We start from the raw sequence: 13,129 nt of genomic DNA on the forward strand, positions 1-13,129 counted from the left end.
GCCGTCGCGGACTACGGCGTGGTTCGAAGGCTTCTTCCGCGCTCTGCGTTCTGCGCCGCGCCCGGCGCCCTGCGCCCCGTGCCGTGGCCGTGTGCCGTGCGGGTACGGGAAGCCCTGTGCCACGCACTGGTCCGCCCGGCCGACACGAGGGGCCGTGGTGGGGACCGCAGAGCAAGCAGAACGACGCACGGGGCGGAAGAGGTTGGTGTCGCTGCTATCGGCGGCGCTGCTGACCTTCGGCACGAGCGTGGCCTTCGTCACCGGTACGACGACGTCCGCGACGGCCGATCCGATCGAGGGGTGCACGGCCACCACCGGCGCCGTCGTCGCCGTCGACTTCGGCCCGTTCGGCGGGAAGGTCGAACGGGGCTGCGACACCACCCCCACCACGGGCTACGAGTTGCTCCACGCCGGCGGTTTCACCACGGAGGGCACCCAACACGACGGCCCCGCCTTCATCTGCCGCATCGGCAGCGGATCCTTCAACTCCGGTACCCAGTACCCCACGGCGGACAAGGAGAAGTGCGTCCTGACCCCGCAGGCGACCGCGTACTGGTCGTACTGGGTCGCGTCCCCCGGCCAGAAGACCTGGACCTACAGCTCGCTCGGCGCGATGACCCGGATACCGAAGGCCGGTGACGTGGACGCCTGGGTGTTCGGCAGCACGGACATCGGCGGCACCTCGGGCAAGCCCACCTTCTCCCCCGACGACGTGCGCGCCGCGGGCGGCAAGCCCGATCCGGACCCCACGGGCCCGCCCCCCGTGCCGCCGGGCACCGTCGACGTGGCCGCCGCCACCCGCTGGATCACCGGGAAGTTGACGGACGGCGAGCGGGTCGTCGACGAGGGCGCCACCACCCCGAACTACCTGCTCACCACGGAGGCCGTGTACGCCCTGGCCGGCGCCGACCCCAAGAGCGCGGCGGCCCGCAAGGCCGCCGACTTCCTGGCCGCGCCCGCGCACACGGACGCGTACGCCTACCCCGCCGGCAAGGCCGGGATCCCCGACGCGACCGCTGCCGCACGTCTCGCTCTGGTCGCCGAGGCCACCGGGAAGGATCCCCGCGCCTTCGGCGGGCACGACCTGCTCGGGGACCTGGTCACGTACGTCTGCCCGAGGGACATCGGCGACGGCGAGACGATCGACGGCTGTCTCACCAAGGGTGACTTCCGCACCACCGGCCAGTCGGATGCCCAGGCCATGGCCGTCATCGCCCTGCTGAACGGCGGCGTGACGCCTCCGGCCGATGCCGTGAAGCGGCTGACCGCCCTCCAGTGCGAGGACGGCGGGTTCACCAGCATCCTCATCCGCTCCGGCGGATGGTGCGACAGCGACGCGAACGCCACCGCACTGATCACCCTGGCACTCAAGCGGGCCGGCGGCCACGACGCCGTCGTCGAGAAGGCCCGCGCCCATCTGCGCAAGTCCCAGCTGCCCACCGGCGCCTGGCCCGCCGCCGCCTACATGACCACCGGCAACGCGGCGTCCACCGGCTGGGCGGCCCAGGCCATGCGTGCCCTGGGCGACACCCCGTACGCCGACGCGGGTCTGTTCTGGCTCTCCAAGCAACAGCTGCCCGGCGGGGCCTTCGGATTCGAAGAGGGCCTGACCGAACCGCAGTTGTACCCGACCACCCCGGCCGTCGTCGCGGCCGCCAAGAGCGACCTCGTGAAGCTGACCACCAAGAAGGTGGACCCGCCCGAGCCGCCGACCACGCCGTCACCTCCGACGTCGCCTTCACCGCCCACCACTCCCCCCGGCGACGGGCCGGACCTGAAGAAGGGCGCGGCGTACCTCACCGACACCGCCCGTCTGATCCAGGGCCGCTACTACGAGAACGCCCCCGGCAGCGGCTTCGCCGACTACGGTCTGACCATCGACGGGGCCTACGCCCTGGCCGCCACCGGTGAGAACGACCCCGCCCTGCGCAACATCGTCGACTTCCTCGACAAGGGCGGCAAGGACGGCAAGGGCCGCGGCGTCCACGACTGGACCCTGATCGGCACCCGGCACGCCGGCGGTGGTTCCCTCGGCAAGACCGCCCTGCTCGCCGAGGCGGTGGGCCGCGATCCGCGCGCCTTCGGCGGCCAGGACCTGATCGCCGCCCTCGCCAAGGCCGTCTGCCCGGCCCCGAGCACGGCGCCCGACCGGAGCTGCGCCGCCAAGGGCGCGTACACCAACGCCCCGTCCGTGTTCTCCCAGTCCCTCGCCGTCATCGCCCAGGTCCGCGCCGGTGAGAGCGCCGCAGCAGCCGATCCGATCGCGTACCTGGAGAGCCTCCAGGAGCCCTCGGGCGCCTGGCCCAGCCTGATCGGGACGCCCAGCGGCGCCGAGGTCGATTCCACCGCGATGGCGGCCATGGCCCTCGACCTGCTTCCGGACGCCAAGGCGCAGGCGGCCGTGGACAAGGCGCTGGTCTGGCTGGCGGCGCAGCAGAAGGACGACGGCGGGTTCCCCGGCGCCTCCGGCAACTCCGTCAACTCCGCCGCCCTCGCCGTCCAGGGCATGTCCCTGGACGCGCCCAAGTACCGTACGCAGATCGCCAAGGCCCGCACGTTCCTGGCGACCCAGCAGAACGGCGACGGCGGGTTCAACGTGGCGAAGGGCGGCCAGCCCGGTTCCGACGTCCGCGCCTCCACCCAGGCGGTCGGGGGCGCCACCGGCATCTCCTTCGCCACCCTCACCCGCAGCCTGAACGGCACCGTCCCGCAGCCCGTCCCCAGTGGCACGACCGGCGCTCCCGCCATCGTGACCCCCGGCGGGGAGACGGCGGGCGGGGAGACGGCCGGCGGCAGTAGTGCTTCGGGGTCGGGCGGTGGTCTCGCCTCCACCGGAACCCAGGTCGCCGGCATCGCCGCCGCGGCGGTGGCCCTGGTGTTCTGCGGCTGGGGTACGACCCGCGTCGCCCGCCGCCGACGCCACGACGAGACGACCGGAGGCCGGGCGTGATGCGCGCGCACCTCCTGCGGGCCGTGGCCCGTACCGCGGCCGCGCTGGGGCTGACGGTGGCGGCCTTCGCCGCCACCGCGGCCCCGGCGGGGGCCGCCCCGCAGCCCATGGGGCAGTGCACCACCTCGTCCGGGGTGGTCCTCGCGGTGGACTTCAGCCGCTGGGGCGGACCCGTCTACCGCTCCTGCGGTACGACCCCCACCACCGGCTACGAGCTGCTCAACCAGGGCGGCTGGGCCACGACCGGCACCGGCCACGACGGGCCCGCCTTCATCTGCCGGATCGGCTACAGCGGCCACCAGGGGGGCAAGCAGTTCCCCACCCCGCAGCAGGACGACTGCGTCCTGACCCCGCCCGCCTCCGCCTACTGGTCGTACTGGCACGCGAACCCCGGCCAGAACACCTGGGAGTACAGCCAGCTCGGTGCCATGCTCTACAAACCGAAGCCCGGCAGCGTCGACCTGTGGATCTTCGGTGGGACGAACATCGAGGGCACCGAGGGGAAGCCCACGGTCACCCCCGACCAGCTGCGCGCCAAGAACGCCAGGCCCACCGGCGGGCCCGCGCCGAAGGACACCCGCACGGCGGCCCCGCTGCCGCCGAACGTCAACACGGGGCCCAGGCCCGAGAACCCGCCGCCGGGTGCGGCGCCCTCCCCCACGGCACCGCCGCCCAGCTCCTCCGCCCCGACCCCGAACCCGTCGCCGTCGCCGGAAGGCCCCACCGCGAGCGCCGCGCCGACGCCTTCCGCGTCGCCCTCGTCCGGGGAGCCGGCGCTCGCCGCGCCGTCTCCCGGCCCCCGGGTCGTCGAGGCCGCGCCCGCGGCCGACGCGCAGCACGACGCGGGCTCCTTCCTGCCGGCCGTGGCCACCGGGGCGCTGGTGCTGTTGATCGGCGCCGCCGCCGTGTTCGCGGCCAGCCGCCGCCGTCGTACGGAGTAGCCGCGTGTCACGCACCACCACCGCTGCGGTCAAGCCGCCCGCGTCCGGCCCCGCGCCGGACGCAGGTGGCCGTCGGCTGCCCCGTACCCTGCACCCGGTCGCCTGGTGGATCTGGGCGCTCGCCCTGGCCACCGCGGTGAGCCGCACCAACAACCCGCTGCTGCTCTTCCTCGTCCTCGCGGTCCTCGGCTACGTGATCACCGTGCGCCGTACCGAGGCCCCCTGGGCGCGCGGCTTCAAGTACTACCTCTACCTGGCGCTCACGGTCGTGACGATCCGTGTGCTGTTCCGCGCGGTCTTCGCCACCGGCATCACCCCGCGGGACCACTTCCTCTTCTCCCTGCCCCACGTCCCGACCCCCGATTGGTACGCCGGCATCCAGCTCGGCGGCCCCGTCTCCCTCGAAGCCCTGCTGTCGGCCGCCACCGACGGGCTGCGGCTCGCCTGCATGCTGTGCTGCATCGGCGCGGCCAACACCCTCGCCAACCCGAAACGGGCCCTGCGGGTCCTGCCCGGCGCCCTCTACGAACTCGGGGTGGCCGTCACGGTTTCCATCAGCGTCGCTCCCCAACTGGTGGCGAGCGTCCAGCGCGTCCACCGGGCGAGGCGGCTGCGGGCCGGCCGTACGAAGGGGCTGCGCGCCCTGCGCGGCATCATCGTCCCGGTCCTCGAGGACGCCCTGGAACGGTCCCTGCGGCTCGCCGCCGCCATGGACTCCCGCGGCTACGGACGTGCCGGAACCGCCACCCGCCGCTCCCGCCGGCTGACCGGAGCCCTCATGCTGCTCGGCATGTGCGGCCTGTGCGCCGGGGCCTACGGCCTCCTGGACGCCACCGCGCCGAAACTGCTGGGCCTGCCGGCCATGGCCGTGGGGGCGTCGCTGTGCTTCGCGGGACTGAGGCTCGGCGGGCGCCGGACCACCCGGACCACCTACCGGCCCGACCCCTGGCGGGCCGCTGAATGGGCCGTTGCCGGCTGCGGGGTGCTGTCCGCCGTCCTGCTCTTCACCAACATCGGTTTCGACGCTGCCGAGTTGAACCCTTCGATCTACCCCCTCAGCTGGCCGACGCTGCCACTGGTCCCGGCCGCGGCAATCCTGCTCGCCGGCACGGCCGGCTTCCTTGCTCCGCCCCCGACCGCTCCCGCCCGCCCGGCGGTACCGGCACCACGCACCGAGGAACCCAAGTGATCCACTTCGACCAGGTCACCGTCCAGTACGAGGACACGGCCGAACCGGTCCTGCGCGACGTCGACCTCACCGTCGAGGAAGGTGAACTCTGCCTCGTCGTCGGCCATACCGGCGTCGGCAAGTCCACCCTCCTCGGCGCGGTCAACGGACTCGTCCCGCACTTCACCGGCGGCACCCTCTACGGACGTGTCCTCGTCGACGGCCGGGACACCGCCGAGCACCCGCCCCGCGAACTCGCCGATGTCGTCGGCGTCGTGGGACAGGACCCGCTCGACGGCTTCGTCACCGACACCGTGGAGGAGGAACTCGCTTACGCGATGGAGCAGTTGGCGATCCCGCCGGCCACCATGCGCAAGCGCGTCGAGGAGACCCTCGACCTCCTCGGCCTCGCCGACCTCCGCCACCGCGCCCTGCACGAGCTCTCGGGCGGCCAGCAGCAGCGCGTCGCCATCGGCTCGGTGCTCACCGCCCACCCCCGGATCCTGGTCCTCGACGAGCCGACCTCCGCGCTGGACCCGACGGCCGCGGAGGAGGTGCTGGCCGCCGTGACGCGCCTGGTGCACGACCTCGGCGTCACCGTCCTGCTCGCCGAACACCGCCTGGAGCGCGTGGTCCAGTACGCCGACCGCGTCATCCACCTCCCCGGCGACGGGCGGGTCGTCTGCGGCCCACCGGCCGAGGTCTTCCGCACGTCGTCCATCGCGCCGCCCATCGTGGAACTCGGCCGTGCCGCCGGCTGGGACCCGCTCCCACTCTCGATCCGTGACGCCCGCCGCGCGGCCGCGCCCGTACGGACCCGCCTCGCCGGTACGACTCCGCCACCGGTACGGCCCGGGCCAGCCCCGGACCCGGCCGAACTGTTGAAGGCCCGCGGGGTGACGGTGACCTATCAGGGCGTCCCGGCCGTCCGCGAGGTCGCCCTGCACCTGCGCGGCGGCGAGATCACCGCCCTCATGGGCCGCAACGGCTCCGGCAAGTCCTCCCTCCTGTGGGCCCTCCAGGGCTCCGGTCCCCGCAAGGCCGGCACCGTGCACATCCCCGCCGTGGACGGGGGCAAGGACGCCGACCCGCAGAAGCTGTCCGCCGCCGAGGCCCGCCGCCTCATCGGTCTGGTCCCGCAGACGCCCACCGACCTGCTGTACCTGGAGAGCGTGAAGCAGGAACTCGACCAGGCCGACTCCGAGTCCGAGGTCGGCTCGGACGCCCCCGCGGCGCGCGCGATCCTCGACCGCCTCGCGCCCGGGATCGACGACGCCACCCACCCCCGCGACCTGTCCGAAGGGCAGAAGCTCGCCCTCGTCCTCGCCATCCAGCTGTCCGCCGCACCCAAGGTCCTGCTCCTCGACGAACCCACCCGCGGCCTCGACTACCGCGCCAAGGCGGAACTGATCCGCATCGTCGACGACCTGGCGGCCGAGGGCCGCGCCGTCGTCATCTCCACCCACGACGTCGAGTTCGTCGCCCGCGCCGCCGACCGCGTCGTGGTCATGGCCGAGGGCGACGTCGTCGCGGACGGACCGACCGGCGAGATCATCCTCGCCTCCCCCGTCTTCGCACCGCAGACCGCGAAGATCCTCGCTCCGCTCCCCTACCTCACGGTCGCCCAGGTGGCCGCCGCCCTCCCCGACGACGAGACGGACCGGGCCTCATGACCACCGCCGCACGCACGGCAGCGATCCGCATCAACGCGCGGGCCGGCGTCGTCATCGCCATGGCCGCGTTCCTCGGGGTCGTCGCGTTCTTCTGGCCGTTCCTCGTCGCGCCCGGGAAGTTCGGCTCGAACTACGCCCCGCCACTAATCTTCGGGGTACTGCTCGTGATCGTGCTGTGCGTGGTGATCTCCGAGATCGCGGAAGGCGGGATCAACTCCAAGGCCCTGGCCATGCTGGGGGTCCTGTCCGCCGTCAACGCGGCGATCCGCCCGCTGGGCGCGGGGACGGCCGGCATCGAGACGGTGTTCTTCATCCTCGTCCTGGCCGGCCGGGTCTACGGTCCGGGCTTCGGTTTCACCCTGGGCTGCACCTCACTGTTCGCCTCCGCCCTCATCACGGGCGGGGTCGGGCCCTGGATGCCGTACCAGATGTTCGGCTGCGCCTTCGTCGGCATGCTCGCCGGCTTCCTCCCGAAGGCCTCGGGCCGCCGCGAGATCGTCATGCTCGCCCTCTACGGCTCCGTCTCCGGCTACCTGTTCGGCTTCCTGCTCAACCTCTCCTTCTGGCCCTTCTCCCTCGATCCCAACAGCTCCATCGCGTACCTGCCCGGCCTCCCCTTCACCGAGCAGTTCCAGCGCTACCTCGCCTTCGACCTCGCCACGTCCCTGGGCTGGGACACGGGCCGCGCCGTCACCAACCTCATCTGCATCACCCTCGCGGGACCGGCCGTCCTGACCACCTTCCGACGTGCGGCCCGCAAGGCCCGCTTCCGGGCACCGGTCCACTTCCGGCCCGGCGCACGCCCCTGACCGGGTCCACGGCCCCCTTTATTGCATATAGATTGCAGTTGCAGAGATTGTGCAGAAGAAGGTGGAGAGCAGTGAGCGGACCAGTGGTGCTGGGGATCGAGTCGTCGTGCGACGAGACCGGCGCGGGAATCGTGCGGGACGGCAAGCTGCTCGCACACGTGGTGGCGTCGAGCATGGACGAGCACGCCCGCTTCGGCGGCGTCGTGCCAGAGATCGCCGCCCGGGCACACTTGCACTCCTTCAACCCGGTCGTCCGGCAGGCCCTGGACCAGGCCGGACTGCGGCTGAAGCAGATCGACGCGGTCGCCGTCACCACCGGGCCCGGCCTGTCGGGCGCGCTGCAGGTGGGCCTGGCCGGCGCGAAAACGCTCGCCTACGCGGCCGGGGTGCCGCTGTACGGCGTCCACCACCTGGCCGGGCACGTCGCCGCCGACACCCTGGAGCACGGACCGCTGCCCGACCCCTGCGTGGTGCTGATCGTCTCCGGCGGCCACACCTCGCTCCTGCTGGTCCGGGACCTGGTGCGCGAGCCGATCCTGCACCTCGGGGACACTCTCGACGACGCGGCGGGCGAGTGCTTCGACAAGGTCGCCCGGATCCTGGGCCTGCCGTATCCGGGCGGTCCCGCCATCGACCGGGCCGCCCGCGACGGCGACCCGAAGGCCGTGGCCTTCCCGCGCCCGCTGACCCGCCCCGGGGACGACCCGTACGCCTTCTCCTTCTCCGGCCTGAAGACTGCCGCGGCGCGCTGGGCCGAGAAGCACCGGCAGCGCGGCGAGGAGCCGCCGGTGGCAGACGGGGCGGCCGCGCTGCAGGAGGCGGTCGCGGACGTACTGACCCGCAAGGCGCTGGCCGCCTGCCGCGACCACGACGTGAAGACGCTGATCGTGGTCGGCGGGGTGGCCGCGAACTCGCGGGTCAGGGCCCTCGCGGAACGCCGATGCGCCTCGGCCGGCATCGAACTGCGCGTTCCGCCCATGACCCTGTGCACGGACAACGGCGCCATGATCGCGGCCGTCGGTGACCTGCTGGTCCGCTCCGGGGCGGAGCCGGCCCCGCTGAACGTCTCCATCGACCCGTCCGCACCGCTGGAGTACGCCTCCCTGACCCCGCTCCCCGCCCCGCCCGTCGAGATCCCCTGACGGGCCCCACGCCCCACCGCCACCTTCGCCCCGCCCGGTCCGCTGCCGCCGGGTGCGTTCGGCACGCAACCGTCCGACGGAACCGTTGAGAGGAAACACCACATGAGGGGCATACGCCCGCTGTCCGCGCTTCTGGCCGTGGCCGCCGTACTGCTCGTCCCGGCCTGCGGCGGCAAAGCCCAGGACCGCACCGCCGCAGCGGGACCCGGGGCCGAAGGTTTCCCCGTCACCGTGTCCAACTGCGGCGTGGAGAGCACCTACCAGCGACCGCCGCAGCGCGCGGTGTCCCTGAACCAGCACGCCACGGAGGTCATGCTGGCGCTCGGGCTGGAGAAGTCGATGGTGGGCACGGGCTACCTCGACGACAAGATCCTGCCGGAGTACCAGGCCGCCTTCGACTCGGTGAAGGTGCTGTCGAAGGAGTACCCGTCCTTCGAGACCCTGCTGGCCGCCGAACCGGACTTCGTCTACGGCGGGTTCGGCTCCACCTTCGCCGAGAAGGAGGGCCGCGGCCGTCCGGCCTTCTCCAAGGCCGGGATCAACACCCACCTCAACATCGAACAGTGCCCGGCCGGACCGGTGACCATGGCGACCGTCGACGAGGAGATCCGCACCGTCGCCAAGATCTTCGGCGTACCGGACCGGGCCGAGCAGCAGGTGGACAAGGTGCACGGCACCCTCGACCGGGTCGACGCCAAACTCGCCGGGATCACCCCGACCAAGCTCTTCGTCTACGACAGCGGTGACAAGACGGCCTTCACCGCGGGCGGCAAGGGCATCGGCAACGAGCTGATCAAGCGGGCCGGCGGGGCCAACCTCTTCGCCGACGTGGACAAGGCCTTCGCAGACGTGTCGTTCGAGCAGGTGGCCGAACGGGCGCCCGAGGTCATCGTCATCTACGACTACAGCGACCAGAGCGTCGAGGACAAGAAGAAGTTCCTCCTCGCGAACCCGGCGCTGAAGGACGTACCCGCGATCAAGAACCAGCGGTTCGCGGTGCTTCCGCTGTCGTCGACCGTGCTCGGTGTCCGCGTCCCGGCGGCGGTGGAGTCACTGGCCCACCAGATCCATCCGGACCGCTTCCAGTGACCGAGACGACGGACGCGGGCCGGAAGGTCGTCGCTGCGCCGAAGTCCCCGACGGCCGCGGCCCGCCACCGGGCCGTTCCCTACCCCCTGCTGCTCGTGGCCCTGGGTGTCCTGCTCGCCGCCGTCGCGACGGCCGGCATCGCGATCGGTTCGATCAGCGTCCCGGCCGACCAGGTCTGGGGGATCCTGCTCCACCGCATCCACCCGGTCCTCGCCGAACCGACCTGGACGCCGGTCCGGGAGACGATCGTCGTCGACGTCCGGCTCCCCCGGGTGCTGCTGGCCGGTGTGGTGGGCGCGGGCCTGTCGGTGTCGGGCATGGCACTACAGGCCCTGGTCCGCAATCCGCTGGCCGACCCGATGCTGCTCGGCGTCTCGTCCGGCGCGTCGGTCGGCGCCGTGCTGGTCCTCGTCTTCCACGTGACCCTGTTCGGAATGTACTCCCTGCCCGTGGCGGCGTTCTGCGGGGCCCTGGCCGCACTGGTCGCGGTGTACTTCCTGGCGCGCTCCGGCGGGCGGATGACCACCGTTCGGCTGGTGCTGGCGGGTGTGGCCATGGCCGAGGTCCTCTCCGCGGTGGCCAGCTTCCTGATCGTCACCTCCAACGACCCGCAGAAGACGCAATCGGCCCTGCGCTGGATGCTCGGGGGGCTGGCCGGCACCACCTGGACGACGGTGTGGATCCCCGTCGGTGCCGTGCTCCTCGGCACGGCCGTCCTGCTCGGGGTGTGCCGGTCCCTCAACCTGCTGCTGGCCGGGGAGGAAGCCGCCGCGGCGCTGGGGCTGGACGTCCACCGCTTCCGCGGCGCCCTGTTCGTCCTGGTCGCGCTGATGATCGGCACCATCGTCGCGGTCAGCGGCCAGATCGGCTTCGTCGGGCTGATCCTGCCGCACGTGGTGCGCCTCCTCGTGGGCACCGACCACCGCCGCGCGCTGCCCGCAGCCGCCCTCCTCGGCGCGAGCTTCCTGATCGCCGCCGATCTGGGCGCGCGCACGTTCATGAGCCCGGAGGAGATACCCGTCGGCATCCTCACCGCCCTCGTCGGCGGCCCGTTCTTCCTCTGGCTAATGCGACGGAAGGCGGCGCGATGATGCACGGACCGATCCCCGAGCCCGGCGCGCTCGACGCCGAGGACGTCACGGTCGTGGTGAACGGCCGGACCCTGGTCGACCGCGTCTCGCTGCACGTGGCACCCGGGGAGGTGCTGGCGCTCGTGGGCCCCAACGGCGCGGGCAAGTCGACGCTGTTGCGCACGTTCTACCGGGTGCTGCGCCCCACGTCCGGACGCGTCCTGCTGGACGGCGAGGACGTGTGGCGGATGCCCGGCAAGCGGCTCGCGCAGCGCCTCTCGGCCGTACTGCAGGAGACCGCGGGCGACTTTGAACTCAGCGTCTACGAAGTGGTGGCGATGGGACGCACCCCGCACAAACGGGCCTTCGCGGGCGACGACGCCCAGGACCGCGAGATCATCATGGGCGCGTTGGAGGAGCTCGACGTCGCCGACTTGGCGCACGCGCCGTTCGACCGCCTCTCGGGCGGGGAGAAGCAGCGGATACTGATCGCCCGCGCGCTGGCCCAGCGCACCGGGACGATGGTGCTGGACGAGCCGACGAACCACCTGGACCTGCGCCATCAGCTCGACGCGCTGCGGCTCGTCCGCAGGGTCGGGGTCACCGCGGTGATCGCCCTGCACGACCTCAACCTCGCCGCGTCCTTCTGCGACCGGATCTGTGTGCTGGACGGCGGCCGCGTGGCCGTGACCGGAACACCGCAGGAGGTCCTCACCCGGGACCTGCTGGCCGAGGTCTACCGTGTCGAGGCGGAGGTGTCCCGGCATCCGGGAACCGGGATCCCGCAGGTGAGCGTGGTCCCCGAAGTCCGCCGTGACGACCGGCCCGGGGAACGCGGTAACGCCCCGTGAGCCTGTCCGACCGCCGCGGGGCGGCGGTCGGACGGCGTGCGGATCCCGCGGGGCGGGTCAGGAGCCGGGCGGGGTCAACGTTCGGCGCCGGCGGGGTCCGTTGCGCCCACCGGTGTGGTCGCGTTGGGACGGTCGGACTGGCAACGCTGCTTCTCCGAGGGGGTGAACGGGCCTGTGCGCTGGTAGATCCGGTCGGAGAGGCTCGTGGAGGGGTGGTCGAGGACGGTGTGCAGGCGCCAGTCGTAGTTCGGATCGGTGGCCTTGGTGGTGGCGTCGAACCATCCTTCGGTACGCCGGCGTGCGGCCTGGGTCTCGATCCAGGAGGCTTCGGCCGGCTGGACGACCTCGTTGACCGAGCGTTCCTGCGAGGTGTTCCAGGCGGGAGACAGACCCGTGCCCTGCGTGTACTGCTGGGCCATGTTGGTCGGCGTTCCGGTGCCGTTGCCGGGCAGGCCGGCGGCCGCGGGGAGGTCACCGTAGGAGCGGTTGGCCGTGGTGACAGGGCGGGTGCGGTTCAGGGTGTTGCGGGTGCAGTTGAAGTAGGTCTCGGCGGCGACGCGGGCGGGGGCGTAGTAGCTGAACGAGTAGTCCTCCTCGGCCGTGAACGTGCAGCGGTTCACGGCGCCGTTGCAGTAGGCGACGGCGTCCGCCGCTGCGCGGCGGTCGTTGCCGTAGAAGGCTTCGGACGCGGGCAGGGCGTCGGCCGGGATGGTCTTGTCGACCGGCGGCGGTTCCTGGGTGACGCGGACGTTGGTGATGAGCGGGCCGCAGTTGCCGGAGGCGTTCTGGGCGGCGGGGACGGTGGAGACGAAGGTGAGCAGCGGCTCGTTGGCTCCGGCGGTGAAGGCGAGGGTGACTCCGGTGCGCCAGGCCGACTTCCAGTAGTTGCTGGGGAGCTTCTCGGTGGTGGGCAGGGTGGTCCGGTCGGTGAGGGGGCCGCCCTCGCCCTGGACGGAGTAGGTCTGGCCCTGTTCGAGTGCGGCGGCCGTGCAGGAGTTGGAGACGCTGGGGCTCTCGTCGTAGGTGACGGTGACGCGCGCCCCGGTGCGCACTCCGCGCAGCCGCTGCTTGAGGCCGTAGGTGGCTTCGGTGGGGAGGCGTAGCATCGCGGCGGTCAGGCCGTCGGGGTGGCCGCCGGTGGCGGCGTTCCAGCGCCAGACGCCGCCGGTCGTGCCGGTGCCGGAGGTGGAACCGACCGACCAGGCGTAGGGGTTGGCCCCGGTGTTGACGCCGGTGAAGGCGGGTTGGGCGAAGTCTCCGTTGAGGACGGTGACCGGTACGGGCGCGGCGGACGGGGCCGCCGCCGGGGCTGCCGCGTGACCGGTGGCCGTCCCGGTGAGCAGGCCGAGGCACAGGCTCAGGCAGGCGACCGGCGCGGTACGGGCGAGGACGCGGGTGCGGGTGGGTCCGGCAGGGCGCGGACGGGGTTCCATGAC

10 protein-coding genes are annotated in these 13,129 nt (G+C 72.6%); 9 read left to right on the forward strand and 1 reads right to left on the reverse strand.

Features of this window, described 5'->3' with window-relative positions; all coding sequences use genetic code 11:
- Positions 1-157: 157 nt before the first annotated feature.
- The 9 genes from ACIQK6_RS05540 (at position 158) to ACIQK6_RS05580 (ending at position 11,693) form a co-directional block, all read left to right on the forward strand.
- Positions 158-2,950: a peptidase gene (locus ACIQK6_RS05540; protein WP_402694364.1), complete on the forward strand. Its 2,793-nt coding sequence runs from the start codon at positions 158-160 to the stop codon at positions 2,948-2,950.
- On the forward strand, positions 2,950-3,891 hold the full coding sequence (locus ACIQK6_RS05545; RefSeq protein ID WP_402694365.1) for a hypothetical protein: 942 nt from the start codon (positions 2,950-2,952) through the stop codon (positions 3,889-3,891). The genes ACIQK6_RS05540 and ACIQK6_RS05545 overlap by 1 nt, the downstream gene beginning before the upstream one ends.
- Before the next feature lie 4 nt (positions 3,892-3,895).
- Positions 3,896-5,080, forward strand: a complete 1,185-nt coding sequence (locus tag ACIQK6_RS05550; RefSeq protein ID WP_402694366.1) for an energy-coupling factor transporter transmembrane component T — start codon at positions 3,896-3,898, stop codon at positions 5,078-5,080.
- Positions 5,077-6,732, forward strand: coding sequence for an ABC transporter ATP-binding protein (locus ACIQK6_RS05555; protein ID WP_402694367.1), 1,656 nt, complete (start codon positions 5,077-5,079; stop codon positions 6,730-6,732). Before ACIQK6_RS05550 ends, ACIQK6_RS05555 begins: the two co-directional genes overlap by 4 nt.
- The gene (locus tag ACIQK6_RS05560) at positions 6,729-7,541 is read left to right on the forward strand and encodes an ECF transporter S component (protein ID WP_402694368.1); all 813 of its coding nucleotides are present in this window, start codon (positions 6,729-6,731) and stop codon (positions 7,539-7,541) included. Before ACIQK6_RS05555 ends, ACIQK6_RS05560 begins: the two co-directional genes overlap by 4 nt.
- A 71-nt stretch (positions 7,542-7,612) precedes the next feature.
- Positions 7,613-8,683 carry a tRNA (adenosine(37)-N6)-threonylcarbamoyltransferase complex transferase subunit TsaD gene (gene tsaD / locus ACIQK6_RS05565; RefSeq protein ID WP_329095930.1) on the forward strand — a complete coding sequence of 357 codons (1,071 nt, stop codon included), beginning with the start codon at positions 7,613-7,615 and terminating at the stop codon, positions 8,681-8,683.
- Positions 8,684-8,785: 102 nt separating this feature from the next.
- Entirely contained in the window at positions 8,786-9,772 is a 987-nt protein-coding gene (locus ACIQK6_RS05570; protein WP_402694369.1) for an ABC transporter substrate-binding protein, read from the forward strand.
- Positions 9,769-10,863, forward strand: a complete 1,095-nt coding sequence (locus ACIQK6_RS05575; RefSeq protein ID WP_402694370.1) for a FecCD family ABC transporter permease — start codon at positions 9,769-9,771, stop codon at positions 10,861-10,863. The genes ACIQK6_RS05570 and ACIQK6_RS05575 overlap by 4 nt, the downstream gene beginning before the upstream one ends.
- Positions 10,860-11,693, forward strand: coding sequence for an ABC transporter ATP-binding protein (locus tag ACIQK6_RS05580; RefSeq protein WP_402694371.1), 834 nt, complete (start codon positions 10,860-10,862; stop codon positions 11,691-11,693). Before ACIQK6_RS05575 ends, ACIQK6_RS05580 begins: the two co-directional genes overlap by 4 nt.
- Before the next feature lie 74 nt (positions 11,694-11,767).
- Here the strand turns inward: ACIQK6_RS05580 and ACIQK6_RS05585 are convergent, their stop codons facing one another.
- Positions 11,768-13,126: a hypothetical protein gene (locus ACIQK6_RS05585; protein WP_402694372.1), complete on the reverse strand. Its 1,359-nt coding sequence runs from the start codon at positions 13,124-13,126 to the stop codon at positions 11,768-11,770.
- Between the last annotated feature and the right edge of the window lie 3 nt (positions 13,127-13,129).

The organism is Streptomyces sp. NPDC091682 (assembly GCF_044756625.1).
GTDB lineage: Bacteria > Actinomycetota > Actinomycetes > Streptomycetales > Streptomycetaceae > Streptomyces.